Source organism: Micromonospora sp. NPDC048839, from assembly GCF_040649915.1.
GTDB lineage: Bacteria > Actinomycetota > Actinomycetes > Mycobacteriales > Micromonosporaceae > Micromonospora.
On the sequence record NZ_JBEZGL010000013.1, the window covers coordinates 49,115 to 70,870 of the forward strand.

Sequence of the window (21,756 nt, forward strand, 5' to 3'; positions counted from 1 at the left end):
GCTGTTCGGACACGATGAATCTGCTTTTCAATGGGACGACGTACGAGTTCCGGATCCGGGCGACGAACCTCAGCGGTGACTCGGCGCCCACGAACGTTGCCTCCGCCCGGCCTTGGCCTCCAATACCGCAGGCTCCATATACCCTCCGAGGCACTGTTGGTAAGAACGCCGTCACGTTGACCTGGTTTGCCAGTCCGACGCCGCGGATCTACTACCGGGTTTACATGCGTAACGTGACCCGGGGTGGCGGCTGGAGCACCGCGGCCGGATTTCTGACCACCACCTCGGTGTACGTGCCGTACCTGATCGGCGGTGACCGCTACGAGTTCAAGGTTGTGGCAGAGAACATGGCCGGAGAGAGCTCTCCGACAAACACGGCCAGCTTCCGGATACCTGACGTCTACGCAGACGTGAACTGCACCGACTACTACACCTCTATCAGAGGCATTCCGGTCGGGTGGACGGCGGTGGAGTCCAGCGCCTTCGGGATCGCCGGTGGGGACGGCGTGCGCATCAAGGTCCAGCTCAGGGTGTGGGAAAACAACGAACTGTGGACACGAACCGACTTCTGGTTGACCACCAGTAGTATCGGTTTCTGGAGCACCCGGGTGGACGAGCACGAGTCATACGGGGGTGGAGATTACAGCCTCTACGTCAATGTCTACGGGCCGAACGGCGAAGACTGGGGCCGGGACAGCGACTCGGCTTACTGTGACGGATCCTAGCCTCGCTCCCTGATCAAGGGCTGAATCCGAAGCAGGGGGGTCAAGCCACCAAGGGCAGCGGCCCGGTTGATGATCATCAACCGGGCCGCTTCTTTCGTCCCCACCCGTCCGCTCGCCGATGGCCTAGCGGACGATCGGCGACCACTCCTGCTGGCGGACGATCGTTACTCCAGGCGTGCGGTAGTAGGGGTCCTCGGCGACGACCGCGGCGAACGCCTCGGCATCCGGGACATCGAAGATCAGGAGCGCGCCGGAGTCGTCGGGGAACGGCCCGGCCATGGCCAGGCGACCCTCCTGACGCAGGGCCTGGAGACGTTCCCGGTGCGCGGGCCGAGCGGCAAGCCGGTCGGGTTCGTCGCCGAAGGCCAGTTCCAAGATGAACACGGGTTCCTCCTCGTCGGGGCGGTCTTCCGGACCCTAGTCGACGGGCTGTGCCGTCGCTGCCGCACCGAGGGCGTCCGTCGTGGGGCCATCTGCGAATGACAGAACGCCCCGACCGGAAGTGACCCGGTCGGGGCGTGCACTGCACTATGTCCGATAAGGGGGTTATCAGCCCTGGCGGCTCTTCCACTGCGGGTTCGCGCGGTTCACCACGACCACCCGGCCACGACGGCGGACCACCACCGAACCCGGCTTCTGCTTCAGCGCACGCAACGAGCTACGTACCTTCATGTCTGCCTCCTTGGTTCCAGCGGTTCCGAGTATCGAAACGCCGCACCCACCCTGGGGATTCCCCGCCACCTAGAATGATCCTGAGCGATGGGTGGGGAGGTGCCAGGGTGTTAGCCGGGGCATTTGTGACGGCGGTCTACGCGTTCCTCGGTTGGCTCGTGGTGTTCACCTCCCGGGTCGCACTGCGACCCACGGTGAACAGAAACCGCAGCCCCGGGGTGCGGACGCCGGCGACGATGCGCTCGGCCGAGCACTGGCACGCGGCGCACCAACGGGTCGCCCGGCCCCTGCGCCGCACGGGCATCCTGCTGGCGGTCGCCTCCCCGCTGCCGATCCTGCTCGGGGCCGCCTACGGGGACCCGCCGGTGATCGCGGCCGTGCTGGTGCTCGCCCTGCTCGCCGTGCCCTACCTGGCCTACCTGGGCTATCGCGCCGATCGCGCCGCGGCCGCCCTCGACGGAAGACGGTGACCGCGACCAACCGGTCGGGCGGGGCCGGATCTGGTGATCCGGCCCCGCCCGCGCGGATCAGCGCAGCAGACCGTCGATCTCGGCCAGTTCCTCGGCGGTGAAGTCGAGGTTGTCCAGCGCGGCGATGTTCGTCTCCAACTGCCCGACGCTGCTCGCCCCGATGATCAGGCTGGTCATCCGTGGGTCACGCAGCGCCCAGGCGAGCGCGAGCTGAGCGAGGGACTGACCGCGCCGCTCGGCGACCGCGCCGAGCCCGCGGATGGTGGCCATCTTCTCCTCGCTGAGGTCGCTCTCGTTGAGGAAGACACTCGTGCGCACCCGCGAGTCGTCCGGGATGCCGCCCAGGTAACGGTCGGTCAGCAGGCCCTGGGCCAGCGGACTGTACGCGATGCAACCCGCCCCGACCTGCTCCAGCGTGTCGAGCAGGCCGTCGGACTCGGTCCAGCGGTTGAGCATCGAGTACGACGGCTGGTTGATCAGCAGCGGTGTGCCCAGGTCGCGCAGGATCGCGGCGGCCCGTGCCGTCTGCTCGGAGTTGTAGTTCGAGATGCCCACGTAGAGCGCCTTGCCGGAGCGGACGGCGGCGTCCAGCGCGCCCATCGTCTCTTCGAGCGGGGTCTCCGGGTCGAACCGGTGCGAGTAGAAGATGTCGACGTAGTCCAGCCCCATCCGGCCCAGCGACTGGTCCAGCGACGAGATCAGGTTCTTGCGCGAGCCCCACTCGCCGTACGGGCCGGGCCACATGAGGTAGCCGGCCTTGCTGGAGATGACCAGCTCGTCCCGGTAGGCCCTCAGGTCGGTGGCGAGCAGCCGGCCGAAGTTCTCCTCCGCCGAACCGGGCGGCGGCCCGTAGTTGTTGGCCAGGTCGAAGTGGGTGACCCCCAGGTCGAAGGCGCGCCGGACGATGTCGCGCTGCCGTTCGAATGGGCGGTCCGGACCGAAGTTGTGCCAGAGCCCGAGGGAGACGGCGGGCAGTCGCAGGCCACTGCGTCCGCTGCGCCGGTAGGTCATGGTGTCGTAGCGGTCATCCGCGGCGAGGTAGGTCACGATCATGAGCGTAGCTCCGGCCCGTGGAACCCCGGATCACGCGTGCGAATCAGGACAGCGGGGTAGTTTCGACGCCATGCGTTTCATTGCGCTCGACACCCCCAAACCGTTGTCCAGGATCGGGTTGGGCACCTGGCAGTTCGGCTCCCGCGAGTGGGGCTACGGCCCGGACTTCGAGAAGCGGGCCGCGCAGATCGTCCGGCGGGCCGTCGAGCTGGGCGTGACGGTCTTCGACACCGCGGAGATCTATGGCTTCGGGCGCAGCGAACGGATCCTCGGCGGCGCCCTGGGCGACGACCGGCCCAGGGTGGTGGTCGCCAGCAAGATCCTGCCGGTCCTGCCGGTGGCGGCGGTGGTGCAGCAACGGGCGGTCGCCTCGGCGGCCCGGCTCGGCGTCACCCGCATCGACCTCTACCAGGTGCATCAACCCAACCCGCTCGTCGCCGACCACACCACCATGCGCGGCATGCGGGTGCTGCAGGACGTCGGGCTGGTCGGCGAGGTGGGCGTGAGCAACTACGGGCTGCGCCGCTGGCAGGTCGCCGAGGCGGCGCTCGGCCGGCGGGTGCTCAGCAACCAGGTCCGCTACAGCATGCTGGACCGTGCCCCCGAGCAGGACCTGCTGCCGTACGCGCGGCAGGCCGGGCGGGTGGTCATCGCGTACAGCCCGCTGGCGCAGGGCTTCCTCTCCGGCCGCTACGACGCGAAGAACCCGCCGAGCGGCGCGGTCCGGCGGGCCAACCCGTACTTCCTGCCGGAGAACCTGGAACGCGGCGCGGTCCTGATCGACACCCTGCGCCAGGTGGCCGACGCCCACGACGCCACCCCCAGTCAGATCGCCCTCGCCTACCTGCTGCGCCACCCGAACGTGCTCGCCATCCCCGGCGCGTCCGGAGTCGAGCAGATGGAACGCAACGCCGCCGCCGCGGACATCGACCTCGCCGACGACGAGTACGCGGCGCTGGTCGAGGCCGCCAAACGCTTCCGACCGGTCACCGGACTCGCCGCGATGCCGGCGATGCTGCGTGCCCGGTTCGCCAACACCACCGGAAAGTGAGCACAGTGGACGACATCACCGCACTGATCCTGGACGACCACGCCGCCTTCCGGCGTGGCTTCGCCCGCCTCGACGACGCCCGCGACGAGCAGGAGATGCTCGCCATCTGGGACGCCCTCGCCCTGCACCTGGACATCCACGCCGAGGCGGAGGAGGCGATCCTCTACCCGCACCTGGTCAAGCACGGCGACGACGGCGAGGACGAGACCGCCGACGCGATCGGCGACCACAACAAGATCCGCGATGCCATCGCCGAGGCGAAGCTGCACCCGGTCGGCTCGGACCAGTGGTGGGAAGCGGTCGGCACGGCCCGCCGGGAGAACAGCGAGCACCTCGCCGAGGAGGAGGACGAGGCGCTGCCCGACTTCCGCCGGCACGCCAGCACCGAACTCCGCGCCGAGCTGGGCCAACGCTGGCTGACCTTCTACGGCGAGCACAAGAACGGCCGTAACCTGCCGTTCCGCGACAAGGACCCCCAGCAGTACGTGGCCGACCACCGCTGAGATCTCCCCGGCGCGGGGGAGTCGCCGAACCGGCCCCGGCAGCAGAATGACGGAGTGACCCCCCGAACGGCGCTGGCCCCGCTGGTCGCCGGCACCACCTGGCGACGCGGCGTGTTCCTGCTGCTCGGTGGCGTGCTGGCGCTGCCGTACGGGCTGCTCGTGGTGACCTTCGTCGAACTGTTCGCCGACTCGGCGATCCCCCGCTCACTGACGTACGCGCTGCTGGTGATCGCGGTGCTGATCGCCGTGGTGCCGCTGCTGTTGGACGGCAGCCGGGCCCTGGAGATCGCCGCCGTACGGAGATTGCTCGGCGTCGACCTGCCCGAGCCGGCGCTGGGGCATCGCGGCGACCGGGAGACCCGACTGCGCAGTGCGCTCTGGATCGCCACCCACCTCATCGTCGGTGCGCTGGTGATGACCGCGCTGTTCGGCGCCCTGCCGTTGGCGTTGGCCTTCATCGCCCAGCAGTTCGGCGTCGGCACCGAGTTGACCAGCGAGGGGCAGTTCGGGCCGCTGGACGGGCGGGACAGCGGCTGGCTGACCGTGAGTGGAGTGGCGCTGCTTGTCGGCCTCGGCTACGCCGTCGCCGGGCTCGGCGCGCTCGCCGGTCTGATGGCGCCGGTGCTGCTCGGCCCCGCGCAGGCGGAGCGGATCGCCGCCCTGGAGGTGCAGGCCACCCGGCTCGCCGAACGCAACCGACTGGCCCGGGAGTTGCACGACTCGATCGGCCACGCGCTGACCGTGGCCACCCTCCAGGCCGGAGCGGCCCGCGAGGTCCTCGACACCGACCGGGAGTTCGTCCGGCGGGCGCTCACCGCCATCGAGGAGACCGGACGGACCGCGATGGACGAACTGGACCATGTGCTCGGGCTGCTCCGGGAGGCCGGGAACGGTAGGCCCGTGGTGGCGCCGCAGCGTACCCTCGCCGACCTGGACCGGTTGGTCACCGACGCCCGCGCGGCCGGGCTGGCGGTGCACGCACACCGCGTCGGCGACCCGGCGCGGGTGCCCGCGGCGGTCTCCCGGGAGGGCTACCGGATCGTCCAGGAGGGCCTGACCAACGCCGCCCGCTACGGTGCGGGGCCGGTGACGCTGCGGCTGGACCTGCACCCGGGGGCACTGGAGTTGGAGCTGGTCAACGAGGTGCGCTGCCCCGACCGGGCGCATCCGGGGCGCGGCGGTCGCGGCCTGGACGGCATGCGGGAGCGGGTGCTGCTGCTCGGTGGCGGGATCACCGTGGGGCCGGACGGTGACCGTTGGCTGATCCGGGCCCGTCTGCCCTACGAGGAGGCGACATGACCACTGGGGTGCTGATCGTCGACGACGACGAGTTGATCCGGGTGGGGCTGCGCGCCATCATCGACGCCCAACCCGACCTGCGGGTGCTCGCCGAGGCCGCCGACGGCGCCGAGGTGCCGCCGCTGGTCGCCCGGCACCGGCCGGACGTGGTGCTGATGGACGTGCGGATGCCCAGCATCGACGGCATTCAGGCCACCCGGCACCTGCTGGCCACCTCCGCCGACCCGCCCCGGGTGCTGGTGGTCACCACGTTCGCCAACGACGAGTACGTCTACGAGGCGCTGCGCGCGGGCGCGTCCGGCTTCCTGCTCAAACGGGCCCGGCCCGCCGAGGTGGTGGAGGCCGTGCGGGTGGTCGCGGCGGGGGAGTCGCTGCTCTTCCCGGCGGCGATCCGTCAGCTCGTCGGGGCGTACGGGCCGGCCGGCGGCGACCAGCTGCGCGCCGCCCGACTCACCGAGCGGGAGGCCGAGGTGCTGCGGTTGATGACCACCGGCCGGTCCAACCCGGAGATCGCCGCCCACCTGGTGGTCGGGGTGGAGACCGTCAAGACGCACGTCGGCAACGTGCTGGCCAAGCTGGGCGCCCGCGACCGCACCCAGGCGGTCATCGCCGCCTACGAGTCCGGCTTCGTCACCCCGTCCGGCTGATCGGTCCCTCCACCGGGGGAGCGGCTTCACCGCCGGCCGGGAGGGAACCGGCCGGACATCGGTCGAGGCTGTGGGTATGACGACGATCACCGGCTCCCCGCCCCGTTCCGACTCCCGCTGGCCCGACCGGTTCGCCCCGCTGGCCGCCGGCTGGCTGGGCCTGTGGGGCGTACTCGCCCTGATCAGCGTGCTCACCGGCGCCGGCTACCCGCTCGGCGCGAACGAACCGCGCGGCGGTGACGACAACCTGCTGCACCTGGTGCCGGTGGAGCTGGCCACCTCGCTCTTCGCCGGCGTGCTCCTGACCGCGGCCGTGGTCGCGCTGGCCATGACCCGTCCGTCCGGCCGCCCGCCCGGCCCGCTGCGAGCGCTGCTCCTCGGTTACGGCTGGGCCGTGGCGGTCGTCCTCGCCCTTGTCGTCCCGGACACGCGTGTGCTGCTCATCCTCGGCTACCTGCCGATCCTGATCGTCGGGGCGCCGTTCGAGTGGCCGCCGGTGGACTACTCCGACGTCTTCACCTGGGCGCTGTTCGTCCGGTTCGCCGCGTTGGTCGGCGGGCTGCTGCTGGCCGGGGCGGTGCTCACCTGGCAGCGCCGCACCGCGGCGGCGTGCGTCGGCTGCGGTCGCGGTGACACCGGCCGGGGGTGGACCACCCCGGCCTCCGCCGCGCGCTGGGGCCGGTGGGCCACCGGCATCGCCGTGGTCATCCCGCTGACGTACGCGGTGACCCGGTTCGCCTGGGCGGTCGGCATCCCGCTGGGCATCTCCCGGGAGTTCCTGACCGACATGCAGGACACCGGGCTGGTCTGGGCCGGGCTCGGGCTGGGCGCGTTCGCCACCGTCGGCGCGATCCTCACCCTCGGGCTGGTGCAGGGCTGGGGCGAGCGGTTTCCGCGCTGGATGATCGGCCTCGCCGGCCGTCGGGTGCCGGTGAAGCTGGCCGTGGTGCCGGCCACCCTGGTCGCCATCGCGGTGACCGCGGCCAGCCTGGGGCTGCTCGGCCAACCCGAGTTCTGGCAGGAGATCGACGTGGCCGGAGGCCCGGCGCGGCTCTGGCCGCTGTGGGGCGTGGCGCTCGGCGCGGCCACCTACGCGTACCACATGCGTCGGCGCGGAGCCTGCCGGCGCTGCGGCCGGGGTTGATCCGACGTGTCGTCGGAGCCGCTCACCGGATCGATGATGCTTCCCGCCCGGACGCCGGATTTTGGATGGCCGGATGGCCGAGAACAATGTCTGCGGACCGCACTGTGGCGTTGAACCGGATGACCCGCCCGACCCACCGCGCAATCAGCGGGAGGCCGCTAGGATAACCCGGTTCGTCGGCGGGGTCGGCGTTACGTGACGGGTCTCGGCCCGGCGGTTTCCGTACAATTCATTGCTCACTCGGGCGCGAGTCCTTCTCGCGGGTGGACGGATCATGATGGATACGACCGATGGCGCACCGCAGGGCACCCTCGTGGATCTCAGTGACGTGAGCCTGGCTGATCTTCAGGAGTTGGACCAGTCGGTGTTCGCCCACTCGCTACGCCGAATCCTCGACGAGATCGACCGCCCACAGGAGGCGGTCGCCGGGTGGAATTCGGCGATGTGAGGATGCCAGGCGGCGGGCGCGGCATGGCGGGGGCCGTCAGGGTAGCCGAGGGCGGCGTCGCCGCCCGCCCGCGGCCCGTCCCGTTCTCGGAGTTCATCCTCAAGGTCCACAGCAGGTGCAACCTGGCCTGCGACTACTGCTACATGTACGAACTGGCGGACCGCAGCGCCCTCGCCGACCCCCTGCTGATGGCCCCGGCGATCTTCGACCACACCTGCCAGCGGATAGGCGAACACGTTCGCGCCCACGACCAGGCCGATGTGCGGATCGTCCTGCATGGCGGCGAACCGCTCCTGGTCGGCGCTCCCAACCTGGTCCGGATGGCGGACCGACTCCGGGAGGCGGTCGCACCGTCGCAGGCCCAGGTCAGCGTGCAGACCAACGGCACCCTGCTGACTCCACGCGCCCTCTCCCTGCTGGCCGACGCCCGGGTGCGGGTGGGCGTGAGTCTGGACGGAGATCGGACGTCGAACGACCGGCATCGGCGGTACGCGTCGGGCCGCAGCAGCTACGAAGAAGTCGACAGTGCCCTGCGCCTGCTCGCCGAGCGGCCCGACTCGTACGCGGGTGTGCTCTGCGTTGTGGACCTCGCCGCCGATCCCCGACAGACCTACGAGACGCTGGTGTCGTACCGGCCGCCGATGGTGGACTTCCTGCTCCCGCACGCCAACTGGGAGGCGCCGCCACGGCGAGGTGAGGGCCCGAGCCCGTACGGCACCTGGTTGGCGGCCGCCTTCGATGCCTGGTATGACACCTCACCCCGGCTGACCCGGGTGCGTCTCTTCGAGGAGCTGATCAATCTGCTGTTCGGAGGGCGGAGCCGAACGGAGTCCCTCGGACTGAGCCCGGTGGCGGCCGTGGTAATCAACACCGACGGGGCGTACGAGCAGGTCGACACTCTGCGCTCCACCTACCCCGGGGCGGTCGGCACCGACCTGACCGTCTTCACCGACTCCCTTGACGATGTGCTGCGGCACCCCGCCGTCGTCGCCCGTCAGCTGGGAGTTGAGGCGCTCGCCGTGTCCTGCCGAGCGTGCCCGGTGCACCGGGTCTGCGGTGCCGGCAACTATGCCCATCGGTACCGGGAGGGGAGCTTCACCAACCCGTCCGTCTACTGCCCCGATCTTCTGCTGCTCATCGCCCACGTGGAACGACGCCTGCGAGCGGACCTGTCGGCCCTGCCCCGGGAGCGGTCGTGACGGGCTACCACCGGCTTGCCCCCGACGACCTTGCGGCGCTCGCGGCTGGCCTCGGTGACCGGCGGACGATCCGTCTGCTGCGTGAGGGTCAGGTGAGCAAACGCATGCTTCAGCTGCGCGCGCTCCTCGACACGGCCGATTCGGAGGAGACCGCCCGACACTTCGCGCTGTGGGCCGCGGCGGCTGACCGGTCGCCCGAGGCAGGGCCGGCGGTGCTGGCCCTGCCGCACACCGGTGCCTGGTTGGCCACCGCGCTGCGGCGACTGCGTACGCCGAAGCCGTCCGGTTCGACGTCCGCCGCGGCAGTCGGCCGGACGACCGGCGGGTTGGTGGTGGAGGCCGCAGCCGAGTGGCCCGTCGAAGCCGAGCTGACCCCGCTCGGGTCGATCGCCGCGGTGGCGGCCCTTCGGGCCGGAATGGACTTCGAACTCAGCGTCACGCCGCGCGACGGAGTCGTCTACCTGCCCACGCTCGGGCTGGCGCGCGTGGGAGACGCGCGACGGGTGACGATCTCACGGGTGGGATCGCAGCTCCTGGTCGGGCCGGTCACGGTGTCGCTGGTTCCTCCGCCGGACGCCGGGCCGGGTGCGGAGACCGACGACTGGTCCGGCCTGCACCGACTGTGCAGCAGCGCCGACGGGCTGACGCTGCGGATCACTCTCGACGATCTCGACCCGTACCGGGACCGGCACCAGCTCTGCGCCGCGAACCGGCTCACACCCGTCGAGGTTGCCGATTGGCAACGGCTGCTCGACGACGCGTGGCCGATACTGGTACGCCATCACCCTCGGCACGCCGAGGCGATCGCCGAGGGCCTCCGCTGCCTCGTACCGCTGCTGGCCGATTCGGTCAGCGCCGGGGTCAACGTCACCAGCATGGACGCCTTCGGGTCGGTCTCGATGACCCGTCCGATCGACGGGGAAGCGTTCGCGCTCGGCCTGCTGCACGAGTTCCAGCACGCGAAGCTCGGTGCGACGATCGACGTCGAGCCCCTCTACGACGACGACCATCGCTACTACTACGCCCCCTGGCGCGACGATCCGCGTCCCATCGGCGCCGTCCTCCAGGGCGTCTACGCCTTCATCGCGGTGACCGAGTTCTGGCGGGGGCGTCGTGCGTTGCGCAGCGGCGGCCCGGCCCGGATGGCCGAGGTGGAGTTCGCTCGCTGGCGTGACCGCGTGTCCCGCACCTGCGCGGACATCGAGTCGTTCGGCCGTCTGACCGCAGCCGGCCGCGAATTCGTCGCCGGCCTGCGGCGGGTCATCGACGATTGGAGGGAGCCGGTCGACCCGGGGGCGGCCGAGCTCGCCAGGGAAGCCGCCGAGGACCACTGGACGGTATGGCGACTGCGGAACCGTCGGCCAGACCCGGACGCCGTCCACCAGCTCGCCGCAGCCCGCACAGCCGGCCTGCCGTGCCCGGCTGCCACCGTCACGCTCCGGGTGGAACCGGCCGACGGTCGATGGCTGAGCCTCAGCCCACGGCTAGACCTGGTTCGGCTGCGGTTGAGCGATCCGGAGCGGTTCATGCGGCTGCGCACCGGCGCGGAACGCCTCGTCGACGCACTGCCCATGGCGTCCGCCGGTGACCTGGCCCTGGCCGCCGGGGACGACCTTGCCGCCCGCGACAGCTATCGCGGACAGGTGTGCGCCGACCCGGAGCTGCTCTCCGCCTGGGTCGGACTGGCTCTGGCGGAGCAGCGGCTGACGGCGGCGCAGAGAACCCCCGGCGCCGACCCGGAGCTGTGCCGGGCGGTATACCGACAGCTGCGCGCGGCAGGGCACCCGGACGACCCTTTGGACCTGGCCCGGTGGCTGACCCCGGTCACCTGTGTGGCGGCAGCGGGTCCCGACGAAGCGACGTCGGTTACGTCGGGGGCGGTTCCAGATCGCAGTTGAGGCGGTTCGCCTCGACCAGGGCGATGGTGTTCGGGTGGCTGTCCCCCAGCACCCGGCGGAAGAAGGGCATTACCGAATCGCGCAGAGCGCGGGCACCTCGGTGGTCCCCGGCGACGCTCAGACTGGTGGCCAGGTTGTTCGCCACCGCGAGCGTGTCCGGATGCGACGGGCCGAGGATGTACTGCGCCCGGTCGTAACAATCCTGGTCGGCGGCGAGGGCAGCGGCGAACTCCCGACGCCCGTACCAACAGTTGGCGAGGTTGATGTTCGCGGCCAGGGTGTAGGGATGGTCGGCGCCGACCCGTTCGGTGAACCGGTTGACGACCTCGTCGGACAACGCGAAGGCCGCCTCCAGATCGCCGGCCTTCCGGAGGAAGATGGCCAGATTGTTGCCGTACGCCAGGGTGAACAGGTGGTCCTCGCCCATCGCGTCCCGGTACCACCGGTACACCGGACGCGCCCGGCGAAGCGCCCCCGCGTCGTCTTCCAGTGCGGACTCGTCACAGGCCAGGTTCATCGCGCAGGCCTGCACGTCCGGATGATCGGGGCCGAGCCGCCGACGGGAACGGACCAGCACGTCCGCGCTCAACCCGTAGGCCCGTTCCAACTCACCCATCTTCCGCAGGGTCACCGCGTAGTTCTTGATCACTCGCAGGGTCTCGCCGTCCTCGTCGCCGAGCACCTGCCGGTCTGCCTCCACCGCTGACTCCAGGACCCGGCGCGACTCGGTGAGGTCGCCGGTGTCGCGCAGGTCGCGGCCGTACTGCCCTTCGGAGAAGAGGGTGTACGGGTGCATCGGGCCAAGCGCCTCGCGGCGACGGGCCAGGGTGCGTTCGTTGAGCCGCAACGCCCCGCGCAGATCGCCGACCAGACGGAGCGAGAGGGCCAGGTTGTGCGCGGCTATCAACGCCCGGTGGTGCTCCTCGCCGAACACTTCACGGGCCAGTTCCTCCGTGCGGGTGTCCAACTCACGCGCCCGCTCGAAGAAACCGAGCGCGCGCAGATCGGCGGCGAGGCTGCCCGCCACGATCACGGTGTACTCGTGGCTCTCGCCAAGGGTGCTGGACAGCCGTTGGTACACGTCCTGATCGATGTCGTACGCGGCCTGGTACTGCGCCTCGAGTCGGAGTGCATTGGCGAGGTGGAAGCGCATCATCTGGGTTGGCGGGTCATCGGCGCCATGCTCCGCCTGCCACACCTCGATTGCCTTCCCGGCCAGCTCGGAGCAGGTGGCGAAGTCGACCCGACTCCACATGTAACGGGCCACGTCCAGCAACAGCTGTCGGACCTCCGGCTGGGGTGAATTGAGAGTCTTCGACGGCAGCAGGTGTGGCCACAGGTCCGCATATCTGGACCAGTTGCGAGGCTGGTCGGGGTCCTTCGGGTTGACGGCGGCGAGGATCGTGTGGACGTGCCGCCGGTTCGCGGCCTTCTCCTCGTCGGGCAGCGACTCCCGGATCAGCTCCTGCACCAGTGGGTGCATGCGGAGGCTGGCCTGATTGCCGTCGTCACCATGGTCTGGCGTACGGCCGCGCCCGCCAGCGCGCACGCTGTCGATTCGCGCCAGCGCGTACCGGCCGACATCCCGCAGCGCGCGCCCCATGAGCAGGGGATCCCGTACCGAGGGATCGTAGGGGAGAAGCACGTTTATGAAACTGTCGTCGTAGAGCAGCGACATCGGGATCGGCTCGGCGGCGAAGAAGGCGCAGACCTCCAGCAACTTCGCCGCCGCCGGGTTGCGCTCCCGCAGGCTCTCGAGTGAGACGAGCCAGGGCTCCGCGCCGGTCTGCTGATAGTCGGTGGGGAGCTCGTCGGAGAGCATGCCTGGCAGATACCGGCGTAGTCGCCGCAGATACTGGTCGGCCGATTCGCCGGTGGTGGCGAGCCAGGCTCCGGCCTGCTCGACGGCGAGCGGCAGGTCGCCCAGGCGCTCAGCGACCAGCTCGGCATCGGACAGGGGCAGGCGTGGTATTCGCCGACGCAACAATGCGGTGCTCTCCGCGCGGTCGAAGGCACCCACCTCGAAGCTCCGGGCGTGCCGTGCCCAGAGGTGGTTGCGCGTGGTGACGAGCACGTGGCCGAGCCCCTGCGGCATCAGGTCGTGCAACTCGGCGGGGTCGTCGGCGTTGTCGAGGACCAACAACCACCGGCGGAAGGGATCGCCCCGGCGCAGGGCGTCCAGCACCCACTGGACCCGCTCGGCGACGTTACCTCCGAGTGGTGTGTCCGAGGTGTCCGCCAGCCGGTCGGCGAGCGAGGCCAGAGCGAGCCGCATGACGCTCGGTTGTTGTGCGGAGATCCACCAGACGACGTCGTACTCGGCGCGGAAGCGGTAGGCGTACTCAAGAGCGATCTGGCTCTTGCCGACGCCACCCAGACCCTGGAGTGCGAGCGGGGTGTGCCCGGCCTCGGCCGACGACAGCCAGTCGCGCATCTCCTCCAGGAGCGGGCTGCGGCCCACGAACTGGACGTTGCGCGGCAACGGCACCCGCCATACCGGCGGTTCGTTGCCGGGGAACCGCCGGCGTTGCCCGGCCCCCTCCGGGTCGATCGCCGGGCGTGCGGGATGATCCAGGGCATCGAGCAGCCGGGCCACCGCCTCGTCCTGTGTGGCACCCACCAGGTCGACCGGAACTCGCTCCAGGAACGCCGTCGGCGCCCGGGAATTGTCCAGCCGGACGGGCACCAGGAAGTTGCCGCCGCTGCCTGACTCGTAGGTGGTGGCCTCGGACCACAACTCGCCGGCGTTCGGCGACTGCATGTATTCCTGGGACAGCAGCACCACCAGCCGGGCCGCGTCCTTGAAACCGATGGCTGATGATGTGAGCCCGCCCGGGCTGGCCGGAAAGTCGACCTCTCGCATCACCGTACGAAGGCCAGCCGACCGGAGCTCATCGCGGACCCATTCGGCCCAGGACCGATCGAGGGACACGTAGCTGACGAACACGTCCGGGGTCTCGGCGGAGATACGTTGCCGCTCGAACTTGGCCAGCCACTGACGGCGCAGCCGATCCAACATGGCGGGCAGGCTGTCGACCGCGTCCTCGGTGATCGCCTTGGTCAGCCGCTCGTAGGCGGCGAGCAGCGTGCCCTCATGGTGGGCCCGGTCGCCGAACCCCGCCAGGATCTCCTCGTACGCGTAATAGGGCAGGTAGGGGATCTCGATCTCGCCCCAGTACCGGTCGCTCTCCTCGACCGAGGTCCGGGGTAGCAGAGGCGCGAAGCGGCGACGCGCGTGGTCCCGTCCGGCCTCCAACTTGAGCTGCTCGGCGTTGTCCACCCGCATCGGCACCGGCAGGATCCGGATGGGTCGGTCGCCACGCTGCCGGATGATGGAGCGGGTGACCCCGGCAGCTCCGTCGATGCTCTGGTCGTTGAGCGTGAAGGAGGTGACCACAACGTCGGGCAGCCGGACGGTGCAGATGCCCGCACCGTCGCTGACACCGGTACGGCTGTCGATCAGCACGTAGTCGTAGTTGTCCCGCATGCTGGCAGCCAGTGCGTCGAGGAAACTGTTGCCGCCCAGCCTCTCGAAGAACGCCTGCCAGTCGAAGGTGCTCACGGCCTTGGTGTACGCCGTGTCCTGTCTGCCGGCGGGTAACAGGTCCAGGCTGCCCTGCGGAACCGGACCTGCGGACGCCCGGACGGCGGCACTGGGAGTGGGGAACTCCCAGTGCAGTGAGACGGCGTGGTGCAACACGTCGGCCGCATTGCGGAGCCAGTCCTCGTCCTCCGTCTCCTCCAACGGTCGAACGACCGCCTCGGCGTAGTCGCGGACCATGTCGATGACCCCGGTCGACGTCCGCAGATCCTTGTCGAGGAGGAACGGGTGAAAATACTTGTGCAGACCAGGGGATTCCAGGTCCCAGTCGACCGCGAGCACCCGGTAGCCGTTGGCGGCCAGGATCCAGGCGACGTTGGCGAGCGCCATGGTGCGGCCGGTGCCACCCTTGTACGAGTAGAACGTAATGATTCGACCCTCGACACCGTCGCCGGTGATGCCCGGGTCAGCGCTCGTCGTCACGGCCGTCCTCCGCTGTGGTGTCGTCGCCTTCCGCGCCCCAGGGCCCGTCGATGCGTGGTGGTCGGGGGTCCGTGGTGAGGCCGGGAGGCCGGTGCACCGCTCCTCGGCTGAACACCCGGTTACGAGCGACCTCCAGGACCTCCGGCAGTTCCTCGTGGAAGGCGCGGTGGGTGAGGATGTTGGACCGGTATAGCTCGTCGTCCGAGGCCAGCTCTTCGAAGATGTCCCGACAGGCGCGCGACAGCGACTGCCAGTGCTCCCGGGTCTCGGTGTCGTCGCGGCTGCTCGGGATCAGCACCGCCGTGGTGCCACCGTCGCGCAACGCGGCCGTGGCGTGGGCGGCCAGCGACTGTCGTTGCTCGGGCAGACGAGTCAGCCAGGCGTCGACGATCAGCACCATGATCTGGTTGTAGCGGGCGGCCTGCTCGGCGCGGCGGGCCACCTCCGGCAGGTCCACCACCGTCGACCGGTAGCTGTGGTCGGCGGCGATCTCACGGGCATAGTCGACGACCGGGTCGGGCAGCGGCGGCCCGTACGGCGCCCAGTCCATCGCGTGGTTGCCGTACATGGTCACGTCTTGGCGTACCGTGCTCATCTCCTCCCGGTGCGACGCCGCGACGACGAAGTGGACCAGCATCGGTGCGAACTGGTCGACGTCCGCCGCGAGCTGCCCGGGGCCGGGTGCCTGGTGGAAGGCACTGGCGGTAGCGCGTAGGTCGATCGTGCGTTGGCCCTCCGGCAGCGGATGTTCCTCCACACTCGAGACGATCTGGGTGGCCAGTTCGAAGAGGAATGTGCGGTAGTCGTCGCTGTGCCGTTGCAGCCGCATCAGCTGCCGGACTCCCAACCGCTGATAGAGGTCACCCAGGCTGTGAGAGGAATATTGCAACGGGGAGGCGACCGGATGGATGCGGCCAGGTCGGGCCGGGATCCACATCAGCGGTTTGAGGAGCGAGCTGTCCACCCCGTTCTGTTGGTCGAAGCGGGCGGTGCGGTCGGCGAAGATCCGCCATTCCTGACCGCAGGGCTCACTCTGAAAATACCTAGGTGTCATCAGAGCGAGGAAGGATCGACAGGTGCTCAGCGCCTCGACCAGCCGCTGCGGCCACCGCTCGCCCAGCAGGATGGTGCGATCGACGAAACCCACCCGCTCGTCGCGGGGTAGACCCGCGATCAGCCGTACCTCTGCGCTGAGATCCTCGTAAAGGCGTTGGACCAGTGTGTCCTCGTCGCCCCTCGCGTAACTGAGGAAGAAGTACAGCACCGCACCTCCGCGCCGGGAGAGGTTGACCATCGGATGGCCGGGCCGTTACCCCGTCGGCCACGGCCATTTTCCGGTGGCCGTAGCGGCGGAGCTAACGGTGAGTATAGGGGCGGAGACGGCGTGCCACAGCCCGCCGATCGGCGCATCAAGAGGGCGTCTCGGATATCACTTTCCGTATTGGCGTAGGTCGACTCCGGGGTGAGCTAGCGTGGGTCGGGTGACTGCGTCTAACCCGGTAATCCCAGTTCCACCGGCCGACCTGCCCGGCACGCTCGGCGCGCTGCGGGCGGCCGGTCACCAGTACCGCACCGTCAAGCAGGAACTCCGCGACAACCTCCTCGCCCGGATGCGCTCCGGCGAGGCCCGCTTTCCCGGCATCGTCGGCTACGACGACAGCGTGCTGCCCGAGGTCGAGCGGGCACTGCTCGCCGGGCACGACATGGTGCTGCTCGGTGAGCGCGGCCAGGGCAAGACCCGACTGATCCGCTCGCTCGGCGCGCTGCTCGACGAGTGGACCCCGGTCATCGTGGGCTCGGTGCTCAACGAGCACCCGATGCACCCGCTCACCCCCGCGTCCCGCGCCCAGGTCGCCGAGGCCGGCGACGACCTGCCGATCGGCTGGCTGCACTTCTCGATGCGGTACGGCGAGAAGTTGGCCACCCCGGACACCAGCGTCGGCGACCTGATCGGTGACGTCGACCCGATCCGGATCGCCCAGGGCCGCACTCTCGGCGACCCGGAGACCATCCACTTCGGGTTGGTGCCGCGCACCAACCGGGGCATCTTCGCCGTCAACGAGCTGCCCGACCTGGCCGAGCGCATCCAGGTGGCCCTGCTCAACGTCCTGGAGGAACGGGACATCCAGGTCCGTGGCTACCAGCTGCGGCTGCCGCTGGACCTGCTCCTGGTGGCCAGCGCCAACCCGGACGACTACACCAACCGGGGTCGGATCATCACTCCGCTGAAGGACCGGTTCGGCGCGGAGATCCGTACCCACTACCCGGTCGACCTGGAGTTGGAGCTGGCGTTGATCCGGCAGGAGGCCGACCTGGTCGCCGCCGTGCCGGAGCACGTCCTGGAGGTGCTGGCCCGCTTCGCCCGCGCGGTCCGGGAGTCACCGTCGGTGGACCCGCGCTCGGGTGTCTCCGCCCGGTTCGCCATCGCCGCCGCCGAGACGGTCGCCGGTGCCGCGCTGCGCCGCGCCGGCCTGCTCGCCGCGACCGGCACCCCGGAGGGCCGCCCCGAGGCGGCGGTGGCCCGGGTCGGCGACGCCGTCTCGGTGACCAGCACGCTGCGCGGCAAGGTGGAGTTCGAGTCCGGCGAGGAGGGGCGGGAGATCGAGATCCTCGCCCACCTGCTGCGGACCGCGACCGCCGAGACGTTCCGGGCGCACCTGGCCGGGCTGGACCTGTCCGGGTTCACGGCACTTGTCGAGGACGGCGCGGCGATCGAGACCGGCGAGCTGGTCAGCGCGACGGAGCTGCTGCGCCAGGTCGGCACCGTACCCGGACTGGCGAAGGTTCTCGACCGGCTCGGCCTGGGCGACGCGCCCACCCCGGAGGAGGCCGCCGCCGCCGTCGAGTTCGTGCTCGAAGGGCTGCATCTGACCCGCAGGCTGGGCAAGGACGTCACCGACTCGGGGCGCACCGTCTACGGCGGCCGGGGCTGATCATGGCCGGCAACCGGTTCCGGTACGGGCAGTGGACCGGCGGGCCCGACCCGCTGGCACCCCCGTACGACGTACGCGAAGCCGTCGACGAGGTCGGCGCCGAGGTGCTGGCCGGCGGCAGCCTGCGGGAGGCGCTGCGGGACCTGCTGCGCCGTGGCCCGCAGGGGCTGGGCGGATTGGACGACCTGGCCGCCCGCGCTCGGCGGCTACGCCGGGAGGCGCTGCGCCGAGGCGACCTGGACGGCGCGGTGACCAGGGCACGGGCACTGCTCGACCAGGCCCTCGCCGCCGAGCGGGACGAGCTGCGCGGCCGCGACGACGACGGCGCGCGGTTCGCCGAGTCGGTGCTGGACAATCTGCCCCGCTCGACCGCGCGGGCGGTGGAGGAGCTGTCCGGCTACCAGTGGGCCAGCGAGGACGCCCGCCGGTCGTACCAGCAGATCCTCGACCAGCTCCGGGACGACGTGCTCGGTCAGCGCTTCGCCGGGTTGCGCGACGCGGTGCGGGCGTCCGCCGACCCGGCCGCCCAGCAGCGGCTGGCCGAGATGATGGGCGACCTGAACGACCTGCTGGAACGGCACGGCCGCGCGGAGGACACCACGGACGCGTTCGCCGAGTTCATGCGTCGACACGGTGACTTCTTCCCGGAGCAGCCGGAGACGGTCGACGAGCTGATCGACGTGCTGGCCCGACGCTCGGCGGCCGGCGAGCGGTTGATGAACTCGCTCTCCGACCGGCAGCGCGCCGAGCTGGCCGGCCTGATGCAGCAGTCGCTCGGCGACCGTCTCGCGGGTCAGTTGTCCGCGCTGGACGTCAACCTGCGGGCGCTGCGCCCGGATCTGCGCTGGGGGCGCGGCGAGCGGGTCCGGGGCGATCAGCCGCTGGACTACGCCGACGCGGCGGGCGCGCTGGGTGAGATCGGCGAGCTGGACGACCTGCTGGACCAGCTCGACCAGGACCACCCGGGCGCCACGCTTGACGACGTGGACGTCGACGCGGTCGCCCGCACGCTGGGCCGGGAGGCGGCCGACGACGTGCGCCGGCTGCGGGATCTGGAGCGGGAGCTTCGCCGGCAGGGCTGGGTGAGCCGGGACGCGGAGGGGCTCACGCTGAGCCCGAAGGCGCTGCGCCGGCTCGGCGGGACGGCGCTGCGACGGGTCTTCGCCGACCTGACCGCCGGGCCGCGCGGGCAGCACGACCTGCGCTCGGCGGGGGCCGCCGGCGAGGTCAGCGGTGGGTCCAGACCCTGGGAGTACGGCGACGAGCAACCGCTGGACGTGGTCCGGACGCTGACTCGGGCGGTCCGCCGGGCCGGGCCGACGGTTCCGGTGCAGCTCGCGGTGGACGACTTCGAGGTGGTGGAGACCGAGAGGCGAGCGTCGGCGGCGGTGGTGCTCTGCGTCGACCTGTCGTACTCGATGATCTCGCAGGGTCGTTGGGGGCCGATGAAGCAGACGGCGCTGGCGCTGGCGCACCTCATGGAGACACGTTTCCCGCAGGACGCCCTGCAGATCGTGGGCTTCGGCCGGGAGGCGATGGCGCTGACCCAGCAGGAGTTGGCCGCCGTCGAGCCGGACGGGGAGCAGGGCACAAACCTCCAGCACGCGCTGCGGCTGGCCGGTCGGCACCTGCGCCGGCACCCGGACGCCGAGCCGGTGGTCCTGGTGGTCACCGACGGCGAGCCGACCGCCCACCTGGACCCGGACGACGGGGAGGCGCTGTTCCACTGGCCGCCGCTGCCGGAGACGATCGAGGCGACGGTCCGTGAGGTGGACCGGCTGAGCCGCTACGGCGCCACGCTCAACCTGTTCATGCTCGGCGACGACCCGGGCCTGCGGCGCTTCGTCGACGCGGTGGCCCGCCGCAGCCGTGGCCGCATGTTCACCCCCGACACCGACGACCTCGGTGAGTACGTGGTCAGCGACTACCTGCGCTCCCGCCAATCCCGCCGCTAACGTCCCTCCGGGCAGGTTGACTGGGGGGATGGAGAGTGGAGGGTTGCGGCGGGCCTATGACGGGGTGTTCGTCGAGCTTGACGCGGGGGAGTTCGGGACGGCTCCGGAGGGTCAGCTCAGCGCCGAGCAGATCGTCGCGCATCTGGTCGCCAACGACGAGCTGATGATCAATGCCACCGAGGCGTTGCTGGCCGGGTCGCCGTTCGCCTACTACGAGCTGGAAGAGGACATACACCGTCCACAGCTCGACGCGCTGGCCGCCGAGCAGGGCGGTCTGCGGGGGCTGACCGCGCTGCTGCACGGCACCAGCGACCGGCTGTGCGGGCTCGTCGACCGGCTCGGCCTGGCGGCGGAGACCCCGGTCGAGACCCACCTGCGCGAGGGCTTCGACCTCATCGTGGACGAGTCACTGCCCTGGTCGCGCACCCTCGACCTGCACACAAGGGTCCACCTGCCGAAACACCAGGCCCAACTGCACGTCCTCCGTGCTTGAGCAGAGCCGATGGCTGAGCGGCTCGGTCGGGGGTCGCCGCCCGGCGTGCTCGGCGTGGCGAGGCCCCCGGGCATGCCGCCCCGATGAGCGATATACCTGTCAGTCATAAATATGACTCACAGGTATATCGCTCACCGCGGTGATGCCTCCGCAAGCGCTGTCGCGTCGTCCGCGTCGCCCGTGCTGGTGCCGGTCAGGCTGCCGGCCTGCGGGTGGGCGGCGGGCGCCGGGCGGGGGTGGAAGGTGCGGCGGTAGGTGGAGGGCGCCACGCCGATGCGTTGGTGGAGTTGCTGGCGCAGGGAGGCGGTGGTGCCGAAACCCGTGCGGTGCGCGATCTGGTCGACGGTGAGGTCGGTCGTCTCCAGCAGCAGTCGCGCGTGATCGGTGCGCTGTTGCAGCAGCCACTGCGCCGGGCTCAGGCCGGTCTCCGAGCGGAAGCGCCGGGTGAAGGTACGCACGCTCATCCGCGCCTGCTCGGCCAGGTCCCGCAGCGCGATCGGCTCATGCAGCCGCTGCCGCGCCCACTCCCGGGCGCCCGCGGTGCTGGAGTCGGTGACCTTCGGCACCGGCCGCTCGATGTACTGCGCCTGGCCGCCGTCCCGCCACGGTGGCATCACGCAGCGGCGGGCCGCCCGGTTGGCCACCTCGCTGCCGTGGTCGAGACGGATCACGTGCAGGCAGAGGTCGATGCCGGCGGCGACTCCGGCCGAGGTGAGCACCCGGTCGTCGACGATGAAGAGCACCCCCGGGTCGAGGTCCACCTCGCCGTGCAGGCGACGGAACTGCTCCGTGTACGCCCAGTGGGTGGTCGCCCGACGACCGTCGAGCAGCCCGGCGGCGGCCAGCACGAACGCTCCGGTGCAGATCGACATGATCCGGGCACCCCGCTGGTACGCCGCCCGGAGCGCCTCGGCCGCCTCCGGCTCGACGGTGCCCGAGGTCAACGCGGTGCCGGCGTGGATGCCGGGGACGATCACGCTGTCGGCGGTGTCGAGCAGCTCCAGACCGTGGTCGGGGAGCACCTGGAAGCCGCCGGTGCTGCGGACCGGCTGGCCGCCCGGTGTGCACACCCGGACGTCGTAGAAGTGCGTGTCGTCGGTGGCCCGGGCGGTGCCGAAGACCTGGGACGGGGTGCCGAGGTCCAGGCCGACCACCTGGTCCAGGGCGAGTACGGCGATCCGGTGCGGGCGAACGGTCATGGCCCGATTATTGCGCATGATGGCTTTCCGGCCACTCGTCGCG

General features: G+C 70.7%; 19 protein-coding genes. 13 read left to right on the plus strand and 6 right to left on the minus strand.

Annotated elements, in window-relative coordinates; genetic code table 11:
- On the plus strand, nucleotides 1–725 hold a 725-nt coding region (locus AB0C25_RS23605; protein WP_357376406.1), incomplete at its 5' end, for a fibronectin type III domain-containing protein.
- A gap of 123 nt (nucleotides 726–848) precedes the next feature.
- On the opposite strand, the gene AB0C25_RS23610 is transcribed toward AB0C25_RS23605, so the two are convergent.
- Nucleotides 849–1,109 (minus strand): YciI family protein, encoded by a 261-nt coding sequence (locus AB0C25_RS23610; RefSeq protein WP_357376407.1) that lies wholly within the window; start codon nucleotides 1,107–1,109, stop codon nucleotides 849–851.
- Between the two features lie 165 nt (nucleotides 1,110–1,274).
- Nucleotides 1,275–1,397, minus strand: a complete 123-nt coding sequence (locus AB0C25_RS23615) for a 50S ribosomal protein L36 (protein ID WP_030490864.1) — start codon at nucleotides 1,395–1,397, stop codon at nucleotides 1,275–1,277.
- A 125-nt stretch (nucleotides 1,398–1,522) separates the two neighbouring features.
- Here AB0C25_RS23615 and AB0C25_RS23620 point away from each other — a divergent pair, with 125 nt between their 5' ends.
- Nucleotides 1,523–1,867, plus strand: a complete 345-nt coding sequence (locus AB0C25_RS23620) for an SdpI family protein (RefSeq protein WP_357376408.1) — start codon at nucleotides 1,523–1,525, stop codon at nucleotides 1,865–1,867.
- Nucleotides 1,868–1,924: 57 nt separating this feature from the next.
- Here AB0C25_RS23620 and mgrA read toward each other — a convergent pair whose 3' ends face one another.
- Nucleotides 1,925–2,920, minus strand: a complete 996-nt coding sequence (mgrA, locus tag AB0C25_RS23625) for an L-glyceraldehyde 3-phosphate reductase (protein ID WP_357376409.1) — start codon at nucleotides 2,918–2,920, stop codon at nucleotides 1,925–1,927.
- Nucleotides 2,921–2,990: 70 nt separating this feature from the next.
- Here mgrA and AB0C25_RS23630 point away from each other — a divergent pair, with 70 nt between their 5' ends.
- The 8 genes from AB0C25_RS23630 (at nucleotide 2,991) to AB0C25_RS23665 (ending at nucleotide 11,109) form a co-directional block, all read left to right on the plus strand.
- On the plus strand, nucleotides 2,991–3,971 hold the full coding sequence (locus AB0C25_RS23630) for an aldo/keto reductase (RefSeq protein ID WP_357376410.1): 981 nt from the start codon (nucleotides 2,991–2,993) through the stop codon (nucleotides 3,969–3,971).
- Nucleotides 3,968–4,474 (plus strand): hemerythrin domain-containing protein, encoded by a 507-nt coding sequence (locus AB0C25_RS23635; RefSeq protein WP_112582361.1) that lies wholly within the window; start codon nucleotides 3,968–3,970, stop codon nucleotides 4,472–4,474. The genes AB0C25_RS23630 and AB0C25_RS23635 overlap by 4 nt, the downstream gene beginning before the upstream one ends.
- 54 nt (nucleotides 4,475–4,528) lie before the next feature.
- Nucleotides 4,529–5,773: a histidine kinase gene (locus AB0C25_RS23640; protein WP_357376411.1), complete on the plus strand. Its 1,245-nt coding sequence runs from the start codon at nucleotides 4,529–4,531 to the stop codon at nucleotides 5,771–5,773.
- Complete coding sequence (locus AB0C25_RS23645; RefSeq protein WP_357376412.1) at nucleotides 5,770–6,420, plus strand: response regulator transcription factor; 651 nt, start codon at nucleotides 5,770–5,772, stop codon at nucleotides 6,418–6,420. The genes AB0C25_RS23640 and AB0C25_RS23645 overlap by 4 nt, the downstream gene beginning before the upstream one ends.
- Nucleotides 6,421–6,496: 76 nt before the next feature.
- Nucleotides 6,497–7,564: a hypothetical protein gene (locus AB0C25_RS23650; RefSeq protein WP_357376413.1), complete on the plus strand. Its 1,068-nt coding sequence runs from the start codon at nucleotides 6,497–6,499 to the stop codon at nucleotides 7,562–7,564.
- Nucleotides 7,565–7,838: 274 nt separating this feature from the next.
- Nucleotides 7,839–8,012, plus strand: coding sequence for an FxSxx-COOH cyclophane-containing RiPP peptide (gene fxsA / locus AB0C25_RS23655; RefSeq protein WP_088946343.1), 174 nt, complete (start codon nucleotides 7,839–7,841; stop codon nucleotides 8,010–8,012).
- Between the two features lie 23 nt (nucleotides 8,013–8,035).
- Entirely contained in the window at nucleotides 8,036–9,211 is a 1,176-nt protein-coding gene (locus AB0C25_RS23660) for an FxsB family cyclophane-forming radical SAM/SPASM peptide maturase (protein WP_357376414.1), read from the plus strand.
- On the plus strand, nucleotides 9,208–11,109 hold the full coding sequence (locus AB0C25_RS23665) for an HEXXH motif domain-containing protein (RefSeq protein ID WP_357376415.1): 1,902 nt from the start codon (nucleotides 9,208–9,210) through the stop codon (nucleotides 11,107–11,109). Before AB0C25_RS23660 ends, AB0C25_RS23665 begins: the two co-directional genes overlap by 4 nt.
- Here AB0C25_RS23665 and fxsT read toward each other — a convergent pair.
- Together fxsT and AB0C25_RS23675 are read right to left on the minus strand one after the other, a co-directional pair.
- The gene (gene fxsT, locus AB0C25_RS23670) at nucleotides 11,078–15,133 is read right to left on the minus strand and encodes an FxSxx-COOH system tetratricopeptide repeat protein (RefSeq protein ID WP_357376416.1); all 4,056 of its coding nucleotides are present in this window, start codon (nucleotides 15,131–15,133) and stop codon (nucleotides 11,078–11,080) included. The genes AB0C25_RS23665 and fxsT overlap by 32 nt on opposite strands.
- Nucleotides 15,117–16,397, minus strand: coding sequence for a TIR-like protein FxsC (locus AB0C25_RS23675; protein ID WP_357376417.1), 1,281 nt, complete (start codon nucleotides 16,395–16,397; stop codon nucleotides 15,117–15,119). The genes fxsT and AB0C25_RS23675 overlap by 17 nt, the downstream gene beginning before the upstream one ends.
- Nucleotides 16,398–16,605: 208 nt before the next feature.
- On the opposite strand from AB0C25_RS23675, the gene AB0C25_RS23680 reads away from it, so the two are divergent.
- Genes AB0C25_RS23680 through AB0C25_RS23690 form a run of 3 tightly spaced genes read left to right on the plus strand, consistent with a single transcriptional unit; the run spans nucleotide 16,606 to nucleotide 20,514 of the window.
- Nucleotides 16,606–18,066 (plus strand): sigma 54-interacting transcriptional regulator, encoded by a 1,461-nt coding sequence (locus tag AB0C25_RS23680; protein WP_357376418.1) that lies wholly within the window; start codon nucleotides 16,606–16,608, stop codon nucleotides 18,064–18,066.
- A 2-nt stretch (nucleotides 18,067–18,068) separates the two neighbouring features.
- Nucleotides 18,069–20,021 (plus strand): VWA domain-containing protein, encoded by a 1,953-nt coding sequence (locus AB0C25_RS23685; protein ID WP_357376419.1) that lies wholly within the window; start codon nucleotides 18,069–18,071, stop codon nucleotides 20,019–20,021.
- Between the two features lie 28 nt (nucleotides 20,022–20,049).
- Complete coding sequence (locus tag AB0C25_RS23690) at nucleotides 20,050–20,514, plus strand: hypothetical protein (protein WP_357376420.1); 465 nt, start codon at nucleotides 20,050–20,052, stop codon at nucleotides 20,512–20,514.
- A gap of 131 nt (nucleotides 20,515–20,645) precedes the next feature.
- Here the strand turns inward: AB0C25_RS23690 and AB0C25_RS23695 are convergent, their stop codons facing one another.
- Nucleotides 20,646–21,731 (minus strand): helix-turn-helix domain-containing protein, encoded by a 1,086-nt coding sequence (locus AB0C25_RS23695; RefSeq protein WP_357376421.1) that lies wholly within the window; start codon nucleotides 21,729–21,731, stop codon nucleotides 20,646–20,648.
- Nucleotides 21,732–21,756 lie beyond the last annotated feature (25 nt).

Coding starts and splice junctions, on each gene's coding strand:
- AB0C25_RS23615 (WP_030490864.1), bottom strand. CDS start 1,397: ATGAAGGTACGTAGCTCGTTGCGTGCGCTGAAGCAGAAGCCGGGTTCG.
- mgrA (WP_357376409.1), bottom strand. CDS start 2,920: ATGATCGTGACCTACCTCGCCGCGGATGACCGCTACGACACCATGACC.
- AB0C25_RS23630 (WP_357376410.1), top strand. CDS start 2,991: ATGCGTTTCATTGCGCTCGACACCCCCAAACCGTTGTCCAGGATCGGG.
- AB0C25_RS23645 (WP_357376412.1), top strand. CDS start 5,770: ATGACCACTGGGGTGCTGATCGTCGACGACGACGAGTTGATCCGGGTG.
- AB0C25_RS23650 (WP_357376413.1), top strand. CDS start 6,497: ATGACGACGATCACCGGCTCCCCGCCCCGTTCCGACTCCCGCTGGCCC.
- fxsA (WP_088946343.1), top strand. CDS start 7,839: ATGATGGATACGACCGATGGCGCACCGCAGGGCACCCTCGTGGATCTC.
- AB0C25_RS23660 (WP_357376414.1), top strand. CDS start 8,036: ATGGCGGGGGCCGTCAGGGTAGCCGAGGGCGGCGTCGCCGCCCGCCCG.
- AB0C25_RS23685 (WP_357376419.1), top strand. CDS start 18,069: ATGGCCGGCAACCGGTTCCGGTACGGGCAGTGGACCGGCGGGCCCGAC.
- AB0C25_RS23690 (WP_357376420.1), top strand. CDS start 20,050: ATGGAGAGTGGAGGGTTGCGGCGGGCCTATGACGGGGTGTTCGTCGAG.
- AB0C25_RS23695 (WP_357376421.1), bottom strand. CDS start 21,731: ATGCGCAATAATCGGGCCATGACCGTTCGCCCGCACCGGATCGCCGTA.